The sequence below is a fragment of the Lentzea sp. NPDC102401 genome, assembly GCF_044765805.1.
In the GTDB taxonomy this organism is placed as follows: domain Bacteria; phylum Actinomycetota; class Actinomycetes; order Mycobacteriales; family Pseudonocardiaceae; genus Lentzea; species Lentzea sokolovensis.
The window spans coordinates 37,948-55,492 of record NZ_JBIWKS010000008.1 but is presented as its reverse complement, the minus strand read 5'-3'; the positions used below and the strand labels follow the sequence as shown (position 1 = coordinate 55,492).

The 17,545-nt window shown below is 68.4% G+C and carries 15 protein-coding genes, 1 tRNA gene and 1 other RNA gene; 7 read left to right on the top strand and 10 right to left on the bottom strand.

The window, feature by feature from the left end; genetic code table 11:
- The first annotated feature begins 629 nt into the window (after positions 1-629).
- Positions 630-1,415, top strand: coding sequence for a tyrosine-type recombinase/integrase (locus tag ACIRG5_RS26545; RefSeq protein ID WP_402909093.1), 786 nt, complete (start codon positions 630-632; stop codon positions 1,413-1,415).
- A gap of 579 nt (positions 1,416-1,994) precedes the next feature.
- Here the strand turns inward: ACIRG5_RS26545 and ACIRG5_RS26540 are convergent.
- Positions 1,995-2,067, bottom strand: a tRNA-Ala gene (locus tag ACIRG5_RS26540).
- A gap of 123 nt (positions 2,068-2,190) precedes the next feature.
- On the opposite strand from ACIRG5_RS26540, the gene ACIRG5_RS26535 reads away from it, so the two are divergent.
- Positions 2,191-3,429: a phenylacetate--CoA ligase family protein gene (locus ACIRG5_RS26535; protein ID WP_402909090.1), complete on the top strand. Its 1,239-nt coding sequence runs from the start codon at positions 2,191-2,193 to the stop codon at positions 3,427-3,429.
- Here the strand turns inward: ACIRG5_RS26535 and ACIRG5_RS26530 are convergent.
- Genes ACIRG5_RS26530 through ACIRG5_RS26515 form a run of 4 tightly spaced genes read right to left on the bottom strand, consistent with a single transcriptional unit; the run spans position 3,422 to position 7,439 of the window.
- The gene (locus ACIRG5_RS26530) at positions 3,422-4,204 is read right to left on the bottom strand and encodes a DsbA family protein (protein WP_402909087.1); all 783 of its coding nucleotides are present in this window, start codon (positions 4,202-4,204) and stop codon (positions 3,422-3,424) included. The genes ACIRG5_RS26535 and ACIRG5_RS26530 overlap by 8 nt on opposite strands.
- Before the next feature lie 46 nt (positions 4,205-4,250).
- The gene (locus ACIRG5_RS26525) at positions 4,251-5,537 is read right to left on the bottom strand and encodes an MFS transporter (protein ID WP_402909084.1); all 1,287 of its coding nucleotides are present in this window, start codon (positions 5,535-5,537) and stop codon (positions 4,251-4,253) included.
- 50 nt (positions 5,538-5,587) lie between these two features.
- Positions 5,588-6,397 (bottom strand): GNAT family N-acetyltransferase, encoded by an 810-nt coding sequence (locus tag ACIRG5_RS26520; protein WP_402909081.1) that lies wholly within the window; start codon positions 6,395-6,397, stop codon positions 5,588-5,590.
- Entirely contained in the window at positions 6,390-7,439 is a 1,050-nt protein-coding gene (locus tag ACIRG5_RS26515) for a glycosyltransferase (RefSeq protein WP_402909079.1), read from the bottom strand. Before ACIRG5_RS26515 ends, ACIRG5_RS26520 begins: the two co-directional genes overlap by 8 nt.
- 26 nt (positions 7,440-7,465) lie before the next feature.
- On the opposite strand from ACIRG5_RS26515, the gene hrpB reads away from it, so the two are divergent.
- Genes hrpB through ACIRG5_RS26500 form a run of 3 tightly spaced genes read left to right on the top strand, consistent with a single transcriptional unit; the run spans position 7,466 to position 11,484 of the window.
- Positions 7,466-9,745: an ATP-dependent helicase HrpB gene (hrpB, locus tag ACIRG5_RS26510; protein ID WP_402909076.1), complete on the top strand. Its 2,280-nt coding sequence runs from the start codon at positions 7,466-7,468 to the stop codon at positions 9,743-9,745.
- Positions 9,746-9,802: 57 nt separating this feature from the next.
- Positions 9,803-10,885, top strand: coding sequence for a macrolide family glycosyltransferase (locus ACIRG5_RS26505; RefSeq protein ID WP_402909073.1), 1,083 nt, complete (start codon positions 9,803-9,805; stop codon positions 10,883-10,885).
- A complete protein-coding gene (locus ACIRG5_RS26500; protein ID WP_402909070.1) occupies positions 10,882-11,484 on the top strand; it encodes a hypothetical protein in 603 nt (200 codons plus the stop codon). Before ACIRG5_RS26505 ends, ACIRG5_RS26500 begins: the two co-directional genes overlap by 4 nt.
- On the opposite strand, the gene menC is transcribed toward ACIRG5_RS26500, so the two are convergent.
- Genes menC through ACIRG5_RS26480 form a run of 4 tightly spaced genes read right to left on the bottom strand, consistent with a single transcriptional unit; the run spans position 11,469 to position 15,633 of the window.
- The gene (gene menC, locus ACIRG5_RS26495) at positions 11,469-12,572 is read right to left on the bottom strand and encodes an o-succinylbenzoate synthase (RefSeq protein ID WP_402909068.1); all 1,104 of its coding nucleotides are present in this window, start codon (positions 12,570-12,572) and stop codon (positions 11,469-11,471) included. The genes ACIRG5_RS26500 and menC overlap by 16 nt on opposite strands.
- On the bottom strand, positions 12,569-13,288 hold the full coding sequence (locus ACIRG5_RS26490; protein WP_402909065.1) for a hypothetical protein: 720 nt from the start codon (positions 13,286-13,288) through the stop codon (positions 12,569-12,571). Before ACIRG5_RS26490 ends, menC begins: the two co-directional genes overlap by 4 nt.
- Positions 13,266-14,678 carry an amino acid permease gene (locus tag ACIRG5_RS26485; protein WP_402909062.1) on the bottom strand — a complete coding sequence of 471 codons (1,413 nt, stop codon included), beginning with the start codon at positions 14,676-14,678 and terminating at the stop codon, positions 13,266-13,268. Before ACIRG5_RS26485 ends, ACIRG5_RS26490 begins: the two co-directional genes overlap by 23 nt.
- A gap of 28 nt (positions 14,679-14,706) precedes the next feature.
- Positions 14,707-15,633: a GlxA family transcriptional regulator gene (locus ACIRG5_RS26480; protein WP_402909060.1), complete on the bottom strand. Its 927-nt coding sequence runs from the start codon at positions 15,631-15,633 to the stop codon at positions 14,707-14,709.
- 71 nt (positions 15,634-15,704) lie between these two features.
- Here ACIRG5_RS26480 and ACIRG5_RS26475 point away from each other — a divergent pair, with 71 nt between their 5' ends.
- Complete coding sequence (locus ACIRG5_RS26475) at positions 15,705-16,631, top strand: saccharopine dehydrogenase NADP-binding domain-containing protein (RefSeq protein ID WP_402909057.1); 927 nt, start codon at positions 15,705-15,707, stop codon at positions 16,629-16,631.
- Positions 16,632-16,833: 202 nt separating this feature from the next.
- On the top strand, positions 16,834-16,956 hold the full coding sequence (locus ACIRG5_RS26470; RefSeq protein ID WP_402909054.1) for a hypothetical protein: 123 nt from the start codon (positions 16,834-16,836) through the stop codon (positions 16,954-16,956).
- Positions 16,957-17,119: 163 nt separating this feature from the next.
- Here ACIRG5_RS26470 and ssrA read toward each other — a convergent pair.
- Positions 17,120-17,497: a transfer-messenger RNA gene (gene ssrA, locus ACIRG5_RS26465) on the bottom strand.
- Positions 17,498-17,545 lie beyond the last annotated feature (48 nt).

Sequence of the window (17,545 nt, the reverse complement as noted above, 5' to 3'; positions counted from 1 at the left end):
CCTGTACTCGGCCCGACACAACAGGCAGCCCACCGCGCAGGAGTGTGCCGAACTGGCGCTGTTCTCCACGGTGCGCACCGGCGGACGCTTCGACCCGCTCAGCGCTGCCGACCGCGCTGGTATGCCTGCTGCTGGGGATCTCCAAGGGCACCGCCTGGGGCTGGGACAGTCGATGCTGGTCGTCGGTCTGGTCATGGCGCCACAGGGTCTGGTCATGATGGCCGGCGCGGTCATGGTCGCCGCAGGCTATGGCCTCAGCGTCGTGCTGATGTCCGCCATCTGGCAGCTCGTGCTGGTCTCCTACGTCATCGGCGCCGGTATCCGGTTCGCCTACGGTGCCATGCCTGCCCTAGTCATGGGCGCGGTGCCGGCGTCCGAAACCGCCGCCGCCAACAGCCTCAACACCCTCATGCGGGCCATCGGCACCTCGATCTCCAGCGCCGTACTCGGCGTCGTCCTGGCACAGCTGACCACCGCCTTCGGCGTCACCACCATCCCCTCCCACAACGGGTTCCGCGTGGTGATGCCATCGGCTGCGGCACCGCACTCCTGGAACTGGCCATCGCCTCACTCCCGCCCCGCGTTCGACCGGCTCACCCACCAGCGCCTACTCGCCCACAATCCGGGCGATGGCCAAACGCTTCACGACGCAGCGCTCAGCCGACAACTACGCCGCCGACATCGAGTGCGATCAACGCCGCAACACCTGGCTGGATCCCACCCGCGGACGCACGACCGTCGCCGAGTGGGCCGAGGCTTGGTTCGCCGCGCTCGACCTCGACCCGCGCACGATCGACAACTACCGCAGCGTCCTGCGCTGCCACATCCTGCTCCGCTGGGATGCCACCCCGCTCAACACCATCACCACGCTCGGCGTGAACAAATGGATCAGCGACCTGCGCCAACTCGGGTACGCCAACACCACCGTCGCCACCATCGTCAAAGTCCTCTCGATGATCCTCACCGACGCCGCCGACGAACACCTCATCCCCACCAACCCCATCCGCACCAACCCCATCCGCCGCTACCGCCGCCGAGGACGACGCAGCCACCGCATCGAACGCGAACGCGTCTGGGCAACGCCTACCGAAGTCCTCCGCATCGCAGAACAGGCCGCCGCACTCGGCGGCGACACCGCCAGCCTGCTCATCATCACCGCCGCGTGGACCGGATGCCGCTGGGGCGAACTCACCGGACTGCGCCGCGACAACATCGACCTCGACCGCAGCGTCCTGATCATCGACCCACGCACCGGCGCCTTGCACGAAAGTGCGCATACGCGATGGCTCGGCTCACCCAAGACTCCATCATCGGCCCGCACCATCACTCTGCCGCCGTTCCTCATCACCTTGCTGCGCAAGCACCTGGAGCGGCACGACAACGACTTCGTGTTCACCGCCGAACGCGGAACATGATTGTGGCGCAGCACCTTCATCCGCCGCGTACTCAAACCCGCGATCAATGGCAACGAAGGATGTCCGCGGTCAGGCGTCCGCACAGTGCCGATCCGACCGGGCCTGACCTTCCACGGATTGCGGCACAGTCACAAAACCTGGCTCATCGCCGGCGGTGCACCCGAGATCGCCCAAGCACGGCGCCTGGGACACCATCTCCCGAATCGCGTCACCGAGGTCTACTCCCACGTGGCACCCGAAGTTGAACTCCGACTCCTCAACGACCTACAGCGCCGCTGGCACGAAGCAGACCTGAATGTCCGAGCGCACCCGAAAGCACCAGAACCCACAGAACGCCATGTCTCGGGTCCGCTTGCGGCGTAAGCAATACCGCTGCCCCTCACACCGTTAGTGGGAGGGTCTCGACGATCACCCAGTCCAGCGACCAGCACACCGATCAAGCCGGAGAATCCTGCTCCAGAACTGCTCCATAGGGTCACCGCAACACGATCAACAGACGATCACCCACGATCCACCCAGACAGCAAGAAACCCGCCTGACCAGCGGAAACCGCTCGATCAGACGGGCTCTCAATTCAAGTGGAGCTGAGGGGACTCGAACCCCTGACCCTCACACTGCCAGTGTGATGCGCTACCAGCTGCGCCACAGCCCCTTGAAGGTCCACGTTCCCGGTAGGTTTCCCCGCCGTTCTCGTGTGGCAATACCGTACAACATCGACGCCACAAGATAAAAATCGGGGGTATCCAAAGCGCATTCGGGCTGGTAGGACCGGGTGATGACCGCCGGAGCACCGCTTGACCCGAAGATCGAGTGCATGGACCCCGAGGCCCGTCACGAGCTGCAGGAACAGCGTCTGCGCGCACTCGTCGACCGCCTGCTGAGCACGGACAACCTCCAGGGTGCCAGGCTCAGGGATTCGGGAGTGACGCGCGGCACAGACGTGCGGCTCGACGAGATCCACTTGCTGCCCACGATCAGCAAGCAGGACCTGTGGGACCACTATCCGTTCGGGCTGCGGATCGCGCCGCAGGAAGACATCGTGTGCGTGCACGGGTCGTCCGGCACGGGTGGCAGGCCGACGCTCATCCCCTACACGGCCAACGACGTCGAGATCTGGGCCACGGTGATGGCCAGGGCGTTGAAGGGCGCGGGGGCCACCACTAGTTCGATCGTCCACAACGCCTACGGCTACGGGCTTTTCACGGGCGGCCTTGGGGTGCATCACGGTGGCCTGAAGCTCGGCGCCACGGTGATCCCCATGTCGGGCGGTATGACGGAGCGGCAGGTTCGGCTCATCGAGGACCTCAGGCCGGACGTGCTGTGCTGCACGCCGTCGTACGCGCTGCGGCTGGCGGAGGACCTCGGCGAGAACTCCCTCCAGGTCGGCATCTTCGGCGCCGAGCCGTGGACGGACGAGATGCGGCTGGAGATCCAGCAGCGGCTGGACATCAGGGCGCTGGACATCTACGGGTTGTCCGAGATCATCGGACCGGGTGTGGCGTGCGAGTCCCTTGACTCCGAAGGGCTTCTCAACATCGCCGAGGACCACTTCTACCCGGAGACGGAAGACGGCGAGCTCATCTTCACCACGCTCACCAAGACCGGCATGCCGCTCCTCCGCTACCGCACGGGGGACGTGGCGACCCTGCACGAGCCGGCAGGGCAGCGAACCCTCAGGCGCATGAGCAAGCTCAAGGGGCGCAAGGACGACATGCTCGTCATCCGGGGCGTGAACGTGTTCCCGACGGAGATCGAGGCCGTCGTGCTGGACCTCGCGAGCCCGCACTACCTGATCGTCGAGGACCGCCGGACCACCACGGCGCAGCTGCACGTGGCCGTCGAGTCCACAGAGGACGTGAAGCGGCAACTGACGAGCAAACTCAAGGAACGCCTCGGGATCACGTGCCAGGTGCATGTCCTCGAACTAGGCAAGCTGCCGCGCACCGAGGTGGGGAAAGCACAACGCCTGGCCCGGTGGACTCAGGGCCAGGCGCCGATCGACGGACTTACTTAGCCAGGTCGGACAGCCAGTTCTTGTTGTCCAGGTCGACGAGCTTGCCCCCGGAGGCGACGCTGGGCGTGCCGCGGAAGCGGCCCGTCTCAGCATCCCGAAGAACAGGATCGTTGCTGGTCTTGGACATCAGCTCGTCCAGTTGCGTCTTGTAGGTCTGGTTCTGCACGCACGACTCGAACGAGGCGGAGGTCACGCCGACTTCCTTGCCCAGCTTGATGAGCTGGTCCTTGGTGTAGCCGGCGTCGCCTTCCTCGGGCTGCGAGTTGAACAGCGCCGCGTGGAACGCGTTGAACTTGCCGTCGTCGGCCACGCAGAGGGCGGCGTTGGCCGACTCGGTCGAGTAGCCCTCCGGCTTCGACGCGCGGTTGAGCATCGGCAGGATGTTGTAGCGGATCTTGACCTTGCCGTCCTCGACGGCCTTCTTGATGTCGGTGCCGTAGGTCTTCTCGAACGTGCCGCAGATCGGGCACAGGAAGTCCTCGTACACGTCGACGGTCACGGTGGCCGTGTCCTTGCCGACGAGCACGGTGTTGCCGTCACGGACGGCGGGCGCCGAGATCGTGTGGTCGGCCGGCGCCAGCGCAATGGCGTCCGTGGCCGACGTGGACGGCTTCATCTGCTGGAAGATGACGTAACCGATGACCGCGACGGCGAGCACCGCCACGACGGCGATGCCCGCGATGACCTTCGTGCGGTCAGAGCCCGACGAACGAGCCTGGACCACCGCACGCGCGGCCTGCTTCTTCTTCCGCGCACTGCGCTCTGCTCCACCCACGGCGACGAGGGTAGCGACCCAAACTAAAAGGAAGCTGAGCGCGCAATCACGCTTCCGGGTGACGTGGCTTGCCGCCGACGCGTTCGCCGGTCGGAATCTCGGCGCTTTCGTCGAGGCAGCCGCACTCCGGCGCCACTGTGGCGGCCGTGTGCTCCTCCTCGTGTGTGGGCAGGGTCTCGGGAGCGACGAACCAGAAGCCCACGGCCAGCAGCAGCGAGGCGCCGGTGATGGCGAACGACGCTCCGAAACCGAACGAGTCGGCGAGCAGGCCCGCGCACATCGGGCCGATGATCGCGCCCAGGTCCGTCACCATCTGGAAGCCCGCGAGCACGGGTCCGCCCTTGCCGCGCGCGCCGATGACGTCGGCCACGACCGCGTTCTGCGGCGGGTTCAGCAGGCCCGCGCCCATGCCCGCGATCAACGACGCCGCCATGAACGTCCACAGGTCGCCGGTGAAGCCCATCCCGACCGTCGCGAGGCCACTCACCAGGAGACCGGCGATGGCGACGGGCTTGCGGCCGCGGGTGTCGGCGATCCGGCCGGACAGGAACAGCATCGCGGCGTTGCCTGCCGCGAACACCGACATCGAGATGCCCGCCACGGCCGCGCTGTGCTCCAGCGCCTCGATGACGAACACCGGCACCAGCGAGATCCGCACGCCGAACACGGCCCAGCCGTTCGCGAACCCGGACGCCAGCGCCGCGCGGTAAGCGGGGTGCCGTGCGGCCTCACGCACCGTCATGGGCACTTCGGTGTTGGTCCGGTCCAGCGCCACCAGCGTCGACCGCCGGAGGAAGATCCAGACCACGAACGCCGCGACGCACAGCAGCAGGCCGTACGACACGAACGGCACCCACAGCCCGAACGGCACGAGCCCGGCGCCGATGATCGGACCGGCGATGTTGCCGATCAGGAACCCCGCCGCCCACATCCCCGAGGCACGCCCGCGCATCGGCGCCGGCGTGATCCGGATCAGCAGCCCGAGAGCCGCGACCGTGAACATCGTCGACCCGACACCGGCCAGCGCGCGCCACGACAACATCTCGGCGTAGCTCGTCGAGAACCCGGACATCGCGGTGCCGAACGCGACGATCAGGATCCCGACGATGTACACCCGAGGCTCGCCGAACCGGTTGACCAGCTTGCCGCTCACCGGCGCGAACGCCAGCCTCACGAACGCGAAGGTGCTGATCAGAGCCGCGACAGCGGTGTGACCGACACCGAACGAGGACGCGTACACCGGCAGAACGGGTGCCACGATCCCGAACCCCACGGCGATGATGAAACTCGCCGCGACCAGAACCCACACCTCGACCGGCAACCGCTCGCGCACAAAGCCTCCCTTAGCCCTGCTAAGGATATGTCACGCGGCAACTAACTAATTCAGTCGAGCAGCTCATCCACTCTGCGTACATATGCCGTCACCGGATAGGCCGCCACGAACCCGCACGCCTCGGCGAACCGCTCCCCCGGACCCTCGTCCACCTGGGACGCGACCAGCATCGCCCCCGACGAACGCACGGCGGCAACAGCGGACACGACCAACGACCGCCCCACGCCCCGACGCCGCCGTGCCGGACGCACCACGCACTGCTCGACCAGGCCCACACCGCGTTCGGCGAACCCCGACACGAACCCGCCGATCCGGTCGCCGTCGTCCACCACCAGAACGAAACACCGCTGGTCGTCCAGCCGATGCCCGAGCCACCGCGACAACCGCTCCCGGTTGCCGACCAGCTCGTCGGACAGCAGCTCGACGATCCCGGGAACATCCGCGTCGACCGCCCGCCGGACGTCCGCGGCAGCCGAAGCAGTCCCGCGATGAACCACGGTCTGCAGCTCCTCGACCGCGTACCAGCCGGAGTCGTCGGCGATGCCCTCGATCTCGTCCACAGTGGTCGGCGAGGCGTACACGACGGCCTCAGCCCTCCCCACCGCGGCGAACGTGTGCTCGAGCTGCAGCAACGTCGACGCGACCTCGACCGACGTCCCGTCCAGCGCGCATCCGAAGTTGCCGGACGGCAGCGGGTTCTCGCGGTTGATCACGACGGCCGCGGAACCGACCTTGCCGACCTTGCCGTACCGGACGGCGCCGGACGCGAGCCGCGCCCCTTCCACCAGGATCGCGAGCGACCTCGACTGATAGGGGTCGAGCAGCTCCGGGTCGTCCGGGTCGCGCAACGGGTCAACCAACGCGGCGGTCCTTCCACTGGGCACCTGGACGCAACGCGCAGTCCAACAGGAACACCCCAATCGTCGCCCACGACAGCGGCGCCAGCACAGCCGCGGTCTCCGGCTGCCCGTTCCGGCGCAGAAACTCGCGGTGCGGCACGGTCTGCGCGAACCACGCCAGCCACGACCACGGCGACCGCCATCGCAGCAGCGGGACCAGCCCGTACGCGAGGTGCAGCAGCCCCGCGACCACCAGCAACACGCGTCCCCACGGCCCGAACATCTCCCGGAACCCCGGCTGGATGCTCTTGCGCAACGACCGCCAGCAGTCGCCGAACGTGTCGATCCCCGAGGTCGTCAACAGCGCCGAGGCGTCGACGAACTTCACGAACCCGCCGGAGTCCCTGATCAACGTCCCCAGGCCGACGTCGTCCGCGTGGGTCCCCGCGATCGCCTCCCAGCCACCGGCGGCCTCGAACGCGGCCCGCCGCACCAGGACGCAGTGGCCGACCGCGAGCGCCGTGGCCCCGCGGCCGTCCGGCGGCGAGCCCTCGAACACCAGCGTGTTGAACGCGGGCAGCAGGAACCACCAGGCCGGTCCGGTCCCGCGCGCCGCCGACGACACGAGGTCCGCACCGAGCTCCGTCGCCGATGCCACCAGCCGTCCGACCAGGTCAGGCGTGCAGGTCACGTCGGCGTCCACGAACAACAGCCACTCTTCGTCCCGGGCGGACGCGACGCCGAGATGCATCGCGTGCGTCTTCCCCGCCCAGCCGGGCGCCGGACCGGACGACTCGACCACCTCGGCGCCCAGCGACCGCGCGACGGCGGCAGTCCCGTCCGCGGAAGCGTCGTCCACCACCACGACGCGCACACCTGGCTGCCCGACCAGACCGGGCAACAACCGCGGCAACGTGGCTTCCTCGTTGCGTGCCGGCACAACGGCCAGGACGGACGCGTCCACGGACGACGCCGACACCTCCGGCACGTGCCTCCACTGCCGCACGGTCCGCCCGGACCGCAACACCGACAGGACCGCGGCAGCCACGCCGATCATCCCCATGCGACCACCCTGACACACTCATCGGCGTGGACCTGCCCGATCTCCCGGTGAAATCCGTTCTCCCCCAACTCCTGGAGCAACTCCAGGAACACGGGGCCGCCGTGCTGGTCGCACCGCCGGGAACCGGCAAGACGACGCTGGTCCCGCTCGCGCTCGACGGCAGGGTCGTGGTCGCCGAACCACGCAGGATCGCCGCCAGAGCCGCCGCCGCGCGCATGGCGAGCCTGCTGGGCGAACCCGTCGGCCACACCGTGGGCTACTCGGTCAGGGGCGACCGCAAGACCAGCAGGCACACCCGCATCGAGGTCGTGACCAGCGGTCTTCTCGTCCGCAGGCTGCAACACGACCAGGAGCTGAAGGGCGTCGGCACGGTCCTGCTGGACGAGGTCCACGAACGCCATCTCGACGCCGACCTCCTGCTCGCGCTCCTGCTGGACGCAAAAGCGGGCCTGCGCCCGGACCTCAAACTCCTCGCCACGAGCGCAACCGTTGCCGCGCAACGACTCTCCGATCTGCTCAACGCACCGGTCCTGCACACCGAGTCGCGGATGTTCCCGACGCAGATCACCTACGTCCCGCCCGCGCGCAAAGAGCACATCGAGACCACGGTCGCCAGGGCCATCAACCAAGCACTGTCCGAAGTGGATGGAGACGTGCTGGCGTTCCTGCCGGGAGTCCGGGAGATCAACCGCACGGCAAGCCTGCTCAGCGCGGAAACCGTGATCCTGCACGGCCAGCTCAACGCCCAGACCCAGGACGCGGCCCTCAGACGCGGCTCGAACCAACGGGTCGTCCTCGCCACGAGCATCGCCGAGTCCAGCCTCACCGTCCCCGGAGTCCGCGCGGTCGTGGACGCCGGTCTGGCCCGCGTGCCACGCGTCGACCACCGCCGAGGTCTCGCCGGTCTCGCCACGATCCGCGTCTCCCAGGCCGTCGCCGAGCAACGCGCCGGACGAGCCGGACGTGAGGCCCCCGGCCGCGTCTACCGCTGCTGGCCCGAACACGAGCACTCGACGCTCCCCCGCTACCCGGAACCGGAGATCAAGACCGCCGACCTCACCCGGCTCGCTCTAGAACTGGCGGTGTGGGGCACCCCGGACGGCAGCGGCCTGAACTGGTGGGACGCCCCGCCGGAGGGCGCGCTCAAGGCGGCGCAGGAGACCCTCGACGCGATCGGCGCGCTCGCCCCCGATCGCCGCGACCGCATCGCGAGCGTCGGCCTGCACCCCCGGCTCGGCCGCGCCCTCATCGACGGCAGCGCGCTCGCCGGCAACCGGACCGCCGCCGAGGTCGTGGCGCTGCTCGACGACAGCACGCACACCAGCACGACCGACCTCGCGACCGCGCTGAAGGCTCCCGGCAAGTGGCGCCAGGAGGTCAAGAAGCTGGAGAAGCTCGGCTCCAACCCGGCAGGCAACGGCGATCCCGCGCTGGTCGTCGCCCTCGCCTACCCGGAACGGCTGGCGAAGCGCCGGTCCAAGAACAGCAACGTCTACCTGATGGCCAACGGCACGGCCGTCGAGCACACCGACTCGCAGTTCCAGTGGCTGGCGGTCGCGATCGCCGACCGCGAACCGGGCAGCAAGCACGGCCGCGTCCGGCTCGCCGCCCCTGCCGACGAGGAACTCGCCGTCACCGCCGCGGCAGCCCTCGTGCACACGGTCGACGACATCAGGTGGAACGGCGACGTCATCGCGAACGAGGTCCGCAAGCTCGGCGCCATCACCCTCGGCGAACGCAAGCTCAACGACCTCGCCAAGTCGCAGCAGGCACTGCGCCTCGGCCTCGAAGCCGAAGGCCTGGGCCTGCTCAAGTGGACCGACGCCGCCGAACGCCTGCGCGAACGAATGGCGTTCCTGCACCGGACCCGCGACTGGCCGAGCGTCGACGACGAGCGCCTGATCCGCGCGATCGATCTCGGCAAGGCGAAGAAGCGCTCCGACCTGGCCAAGATCGACACGGTGGCACTGCTGCGGAGTCTGTTGCCGTGGCCGGAGGCGGCGGAGTTCGACAAACTCGCCCCGGAACGCATCGGCCAGGGCAAGGTCGACTACACGCAGGACCAGCCTGCCCTGCACGTCCGGCTCCAGGACGCCATGAAGTGGGCGGACACGCCGCTCATCGCCGGAGTTCCGGTGGTGGTGCACCTGCTGTCCCCCGCCGGCCGCCCCACCGCCGTGACCAGCGATCTCAGGTCGTTCTGGCGCAACGGCTACCTGCGGGTGCGCAGTGAGCTCAAGGGCCGCTATCCCAAGCACCACTGGCCGGAACGCCCTTACGACAAAGGTAATAACAACAAAACCTGAACCGAGTCACCACGATCTCGTTGAACCATTAGGAATCGAACAACGTTATTCTGGGCTATGGCGCACATCGCGGTCTTCCTCATGCCTGAACGCGGTCACGTCCTGCCCGCGCTCGGGCTGATCGCCGAGCTGGTGCGCCGGGGTCATCGGGTGAGTTGCCCGGTCACCGCGCGGTTCGCCCCCGCCATCGCGGAGTGCGGCGCGACCGCGATCCACTACGAGTCGACGCTCCCCGACGAGCTGCCCGCATCGCTCTACGACGCCGCGCAGCTCGCGCTCACCGAGGCCGAGTCGGCGTTGCCGCAGCTGGAGGGCACGTTTCGCGACGACCGGCCGGACATCATCGCGTGGGACATCGCGGCCTGGTCCGGCGGTGTCATCGCGCACCGCCTGGACGTGCGGAACGTGCTGCTGGAAGTCCTCCTGACCAGCAACGAGCACTGGTCGCTCGGCACCGCGGTGGTGCCGCCGCGCCGGTTCGACCGGGCCGCGATCAGGTTCTTCACCAGGGTCCACGGCTTCGTCGGCAGCTCGCTGCCGGAGTTCGTCTCGGGCGCTCGCCGCCGGATCGCCCTGTTCCCCAGGGAGTTCCAGCCCGAGGGTCACACGTTCGACGAGCGCTTCACCTTCGTCGGCCCGTGCCTGACCGAACGCGCGTTCCAGGGCACGTGGAAACCACCGCAAGACAGGCCGGTGGTGCTCGCGACGACCGGCACGCAGATCTGCGCGGACGCGGCACGCGGAATGCCGTGGCACCTCGTCACGAAGGGCACTGTCCTGAGTCCCGCGATGAACGTCGAAACACACGACGAGGTACCGCAACTGGCCGTCCTGGAACACGCCGGCGTGTTCATCACGCGCGGCGGCATGGGCGGCGTGATGGAGGCGCTGCACCACGGCGTTCCGATGATCGTCGTGCCGCACATGACCGACCAGCGGCTGCATGGCCAGCGCGTCGAGGAACTCGGGCTCGGTGTGCTGCTCGACACGGTGACCGTGGAGGGGGTGCGCTCGTTGGTGAGTCAACTGACGTCGGATTCCGCGATCTCCGCGCGGGTGAAGGACATGCGGCGCATGATTCACCAGGCGGGCGGCAGCGCGGCTGCCGCGAACGTCGTCGAGGAGGAACTGGCGCGGTGAGACGGATCTGGGACGACGCGGTCCGCACGCTCGGTGGCGCACCGGACGCGGGCGATCTGATGGAGCGCTACGCCGAACCGCATCGGACCTACCACAACACCTTCCACGTGATGTCCGTCGTCCGCGACTCGTCGGCGCTGGCCGACGCGTTCGCGTTCACCGTGGAGGAGCGCTCGATCCTCGCGCTGGCGGCCTGCGCGCACGACGTGATCTACGACGGCAAGCCCGGCGAGGACGAACGCGCGTCGGCCGCGTGGGCGCGCGAACGCCTGGCCGGTGTGGACGAAGAGCACATCGCGCGCGTGGAGTCGTTGGTGCTGGCCACGATCACGCACTCGTCCAGCGATCCGCTGGCGCACGTGCTGCTCGACGCCGACCTGGCCATCCTGGGCTCGGAGCCGGAGCACTACGAGCGCTACAGCCAGGCCGTGCGCCAGGAGTACTCGCAGTACGACGACCCTGCGTGGCGCGCGGGCCGCAGCCGCGTGGTGAAGACGCTGCTCGACCGCGAGGTGCTGTTCGTGACCGAGCCCGCGCGGCAGCTCTGGGACGCCGCCGCGCGGACCAACCTGGCCCGTGAGCTTCAGTCCTTGGCGTAGAGGACCTTCGTCGCGGTCGTGAAGCGCTTCACCGTCTCCGGGATCGGTTCGACGCCGATGCCCGGCCCGGCCGGCACGTGCATGTGGCCGTCCTGGAGCTCGAACGGTTCGGTGAGGTCCTCGGCGAAGTAGCGGCGGGACGCCGAGACGTCGCCAGGCAGCACGAATCCGGGCAACGCGGCCAGCGCGAGGTTCGGCCCGCGCCCGATGCCGGTCTCCAGCATTCCGCCGCACCACACCGGAATCCCGTGCGCCACCGCGACGTCGTGGATCCGGCGCGCCTCCAGGTAACCGCCGACCCGCGCGGGCTTGACGTTGATCACCCGGCACGCGTCCAGCGCGATGGCCGTCGCCGCGTCCCTGGCCGAGGTGATCGACTCGTCCAGGCAGATCGGCGTGCGGATCCGTTGTGCGAGCAGCGAATGCCCGCGGATGTCGTCCTCGTCGAGCGGCTGTTCCATCAGCAGCAGGCCGAACTCGTCCAGCCGCCGCAGGTGTTCGGCGTCGGCCAGCGCGTACGCGGTGTTCGCGTCGACCTGCAGCAGGATGTCGCCGAACCGTTCGCGCACGGCCCGCACCGGTTCGACGTCCCAGCCCGGCTCGATCTTGAGCTTGATCCGCGCGTAGCCCTCGGCCAGGTAGCCCTCGACGTCGGCGATCAGCTCGGGGATCGAGTTCTTGATCCCGACCGACACCCCGGCGGGCACCAACGCGGTCGTGGCGCCGAGGAACGTGCCGAGCGGCATCCCGAACGACCGGAGCTCGGCGTCCAGGATCGCGGTCTCCAGCGCCGCCTTGGCGAGCTTGTGCCCCTTGACCGCCTCTGTTCTGGGCGCGACCTCCGCGGCCGTGATCTCAGGCGTCACCCGCGGCACGAGGTGGTGCTCCAGCACCAGTTCCGCGGCGCCGACGAACTCCGAGCAGTACAGCGGTTCCGGGTCGGCCGCGAACTCCGACCAGCCCTCCGCCGCGTCCGTGACGACCCGCAGCAGGAACGTGTCCTTGGTCGTCATCGTCCCGAACGACGTGCGGAACGGCGACACCAGCGGAATCGCGACGTGCAGCAGCTCGATCCGTTCGATCCTCATCGGCGCTCCAGCTCGTACCAGCCCTCACGGGACATCGACGTGGCGACGTAGCCTTGCTCGAAGGCGCCGACGAACACCTCGCGCACCGCCTCCCGCCACTGCTTGGCGAGATCCCGCGATTCCTTGCGCACCTGCACGACATCACGCGGCACCCGGCACCAGATCCGTTCGCCGTCCGTGCGTGCCAACGGTTCCCCGTCCGGCGCGGTCTTCATGACCTCACCGGCGGGCACCGACTCGTGCGGCTCACGGGACTCGGTGAGGTCCCAGCGCACGGTGAGCCGATCGGTCTCGTCGCCGTCGTTCACGCCGTCGCGCATCGGCCCGTAGAAGTCCACTGTGTACTCGGTGACGATCGCCCCGAGCTTGACCAGGTTGAACCGGGCGTTGCGCGACACCAGCGGGTCGTAGGTCCACCGCATCGACTTCGCTCCGAGCCCGACCGCCCAGTCCCTCTGCGCGAGCTTCAGCGGATGCCCGGCACCCTGGCGTGCGGCCGCGATCATCGAGTACACCGAGCCGTCCGGGCAGAAGAGTCCGGTCGTGGCACCGATCAGCTCGTCGCCGTCGAACGCCCCGATCGTCGCGCCACCCGCGTGCCGGACGCAGTGCAGCGTCTCCGAAGACAGCACGTCCTCGGTGGTGTCCCAGACCTCGGCGTAGTACCTGGCGGCGCGGGCGATGCCGGCGACGTCACTGATCACCTGGAACCGCAAGGCGTGCCTTCCTGACGCTGTACCCGAAGTAGATGACGAACCCGAGGACCATCCAGGCGAGGAACGCGATCCACGTGTCCAGCCCGAGGCTGAACATCATGTAGACGCAGAACGCCAGGCCCACCAACGGCGTCACGGGCGAGAACGGCACCCGGAAGGTGCGCTTCCGGTCTGGTTCGGTGCGCCGCAGGATGATCACCGCGATGTTGACCAGCCCGAACGCGAACAGCGTGCCGATGCTCGTCGCGTCGGCCAGCGACCCCAACGGCACCAGCGCGGCCAGCACGCCGATGAACAGGCCGACGACGACCGTGTTCACGAACGGCACCCCGGTCTTCGGGCTCAGCCTCGCGAAGATCGACGGCACGAGGCCGTCACGGGACATGGCGTACAGGATGCGCGTCTGTCCGTAGAGGACGGTCAGCACCACTGACGTGGTCGCGACCACCGCGCCGATCGACAGCAGGATCGGCCAGATCGCGCCGTTGACGTTGTCGGTGAGCACCCGGCTCAGCGCGGCTTCCGTGCCCTCGAACGTCTGCCATGGCATCGCACCCACGGCGGCCAGGGCGACCGCGCAGTACAGCGCGGTGATCACGACCAGCGAGATGATGATCGCGCGCGGCAGGTCGCGCTGCGGATCCTTGGCCTCCTCACCGGCGGTCGACGCGGCGTCGAACCCGATGTAGGAGAAGAACAACGTGGCCGCGCCGGCACTCATCCCAGCCAGTCCCAACGGGAACAGCGGCTGCAGGTTGCCGGCCTTCAACGCGGTGAACGCGACGGCGCAGAACATCAGCAGCGCACCGATCTTCACCCACACCAGGATCGTGTTCGTGCGTGCACTGCCCTTGGAGCCACCGAGCAGCACCAGCATCGCGATGACCACGATCGCCACGGCCGGAATGTTGACGATCCCGCCCGCACCCGGCGGCTGGCTCAGCACGTCCGGAATCCGCAGTCCCGTCACGAGGTGCAGCAACTCGTTGACGTACTGCCCCCACCCGACCGCGACGGCGGCGACCGACACCCCGTACTCCAGCACCAGACACCAGCCGCAGACCCAGGCGACGATCTCGCCGAGCGTGGCGTAGGTGTAGGAGTAGGAGGAGCCGGACGCGGGGATCAGGCCCGCGAGCTCGGCGTAGGACAGCGCGGAGAACAACGCGGTGATGCCGGCCAGCACGAACGACAGCACGATGGCGGGCCCGGCGAGCGGCACCGCCTCCCCCAGCACGACGAAGATGCCGGTGCCGAGCGTGGCCCCGATGCTGATCATCGTGAGGTGCCCGACGCCCATGGTGCGCTTGAGCTCGCTCCCCGGATGAGTCAGCTGGTCGATCGGCTTGCGCCGCAACACCCGCGCCCCGATGCGCTGATCGTTCCTCATCAGGACAACCTAACGCTCACCGATGCGTCTAGCGGCCACCAACAGGGCGGAACGTGCGGCGGTATGTGTCCGGTGGCACACCGACGGTCCGGTGGAAGTGCCGGCGCAACGTCGTGGCCGTGCCCATCCCGGACGCCTCCGCGATCTGGTCCACGCTGTCGTCCGTCATCTCCAGCAACTCCTGCGCGCGCCGGATCCGCTGGGTGTGCAGCCACTGCAACGGCGTGGTGCCCGTCACGGCCCGGAAGAGCCGCGCAAGGTGCCGCGAACTCATGCTGGCCTGCCGAGCCATGTCCTCCACGGTGATCATCTGGTCGAACCGCGCCGACACCCAGTCGAACAGCTCGGTGAGCGGATGCCCTTCCCCGGACGGCACGGGCGCGAGCACGAACTGAGCCTGTCCACCGTCCCGATGCGGCGGCACGACGAGCCTGCGCGCGGCCGTGTTGGCCGTGGCGGCGCCGTAGTCGTTGCGGATCACGTGCAGGCTCAGATCGATCGCCGCCGCCTTGCCCGCGCTCGTCAGCACCTGCCCGTTGTCGACGTACAGCACGTCCGGATCGACCTCGACCCGCGGATACCGCCTGGCCAGCTCGTCGGTGTGCCCCCAGTGCGTCGTCGCCCGGAGCCCGTCGAGCAGCCCCGCCTCGGCCAGCACGAACGCACCGGTGCACAACGAGACGATCCGCGCCCCTTTGTCGTGAGCAGCTTTGACAGCCTGAACGAGTGCCGGGTCAAGCGGCTCGTCCACGTCCTCGATCGCGGGCACGATCACCGTGTCCGCGCTCCGCACCTGGTCGAGCGGCAGGTCCGGCTCCAGCGTGAACTTACCGAGACGGACCGGCCCGTCCCCGCAGATCTGGACCCGATACCCGAGCTGCGGGGCGGTGAAGATCTCGTAGGTGGCGGTCAGCTCGAAGTGCAGCATCCCGTCCGTCACAGCAAACGCCAGCATGTCCGAAACTGTACGCATCGTGTCGTTCCAGACACTAGCCCCCATCCGCCCCCAGCACTTGAATGGTCCACATGGGACACAAGATCGCGGTCTACGGCGCGTCGGGCCACACGGGACGTTTCGTCCTGGCAGAACTGGAAAAGCGCGGCCACACCCCACTCCCGTTCGGCCGCGCCCAGGCCACCGCCGACAACCCCGCAGCCCTGGCCCAAGCCCTGGCGCACGCCGACGCGGTGATCAACACGGCGGGCCCGTTCGCGACGACCGCTCTCCCGCTGATCGCCGCCGCCGAACGCGCCGGCATCCCGTACGTCGACGTGGCGGCGGAGATCGAGGCGAACGCCGACACGTTCGCCCGAGGCGCCTCGATCCCGGCGGTACCCGCGATGGCCTTCTTCGGCGGCCTCGCCGACCTCCTGATCACCACCGCGATGGCCGGCTGGACCACCGCGGACGAGGCACACATCGCCTACGGCCTCAGCGGCTGGCAGCCCACCGCGGGCTCCATCACCGCGGGTCAGGTTTCCCGCGACCGGCGCGACGGTCAGCGCGTCCGGTTCCGCGACGGCGAACTCCAGTACCACCACGACACCCCGCGACCGGCCCTGAAGTGGGACTTCCCGGACGGCGAGCGCCAGGTCATCGCCGAGTTCTCGATGGCCGACATCGTCACGGTCCCCAGCCACCTGAAGATCCCGTCGGTGACCAGCTACATGTCGACGGACGCGGCCACCGGCCTCCAGGCCGCCGAAGCACGACAGGAACCCGAGACCTTCGAGGTGGACGTCCGGGTCCGCAGGGCAGGCGAGGAACGCCGCCTGACCGCGTCCGGCAAGGACATCTACGCCGTGAGCGCCCCTCTGGCCGTAGAAGCAGCAGAACGCCTGCTGACCAACCGCTACAACGTCACCGGCGTCGCGTCAGCGGGCGCGATGTTCGACGCCCCGGATTTCCTGGCATCCCTCGCCGACATCATTCAGACCAGGGACTGTTCTTGATGACGTCCACGAAGTCCGTGCGCCGGAACGAGGGATCGAAGTGCGCAAGCACATCGTCGTTCACACCCGCCGCGCGTCGAACAGGACGAAGACGATCTCCCGCCCCACCACCGCCTCCACCCTGACCTGCGGATTCCAGAACTTCCGCAAGCCCCACCCACTACCGTGCCGATGAACACGAAAGCACGAAGGGGGACCTCAGATGCGGATCTTCACCTGGCTGGCCCACAACCCTGCTGGCCGTAGCAGCACTGGCAACGAGCGTGCCGCAGCCGAACCAGATTTCGCGGTGACCAACACCTACTACGTCGACGGCAACCAGTAGACCGCGCCAGCGACGCCGGATGGCCGCCAAGGTCGCGAAGCGACGAGGCGGCGGGGGTCCGGGGGCTTGCCCCCGGCGTGGGGGTCTGGGGGCTCGGCCCCCAGACAACACCCGAAACGAGGAACGGCGAGCGCCCGCAGGTGCGAGCACTCGCCGCCCACCGAAGTGGAGGTGCCGGGAATCGAACCCGGGTCCTGTGCCGGTTCATCAGGGCTTCTCCGTGCGCAGTCCGCTGTGTCTCTGCTTGACCCCACCTGTCACGCGAACGAGCAGGTGTGACGGGCCCAGTCGCTGTGAGTTTCCCGAACAGTCTCCGCGACCGAGACTGCAGGTAAGCCCTCTAGCTGATGCCGGGAACTAGGCCGAAGGCACTCCTAGGCCGACAACCGCTAGCTCCGCTGTCAGGCAGCGAGAGCGTACGCGGTGCGCTTGTCGTTAGACGTGGCGCTTATTGGTTTGCGATGACGCTTAACGGTGGTCTCTCGCCTGCACCGACACGCTTCCCCTGAATCAACGTCCACAGTCGAAACCGTTCACCCCCTGGTAGTGGTTGCACCTAGCATAACGACTGCGGCCACTGAGTTCTTCC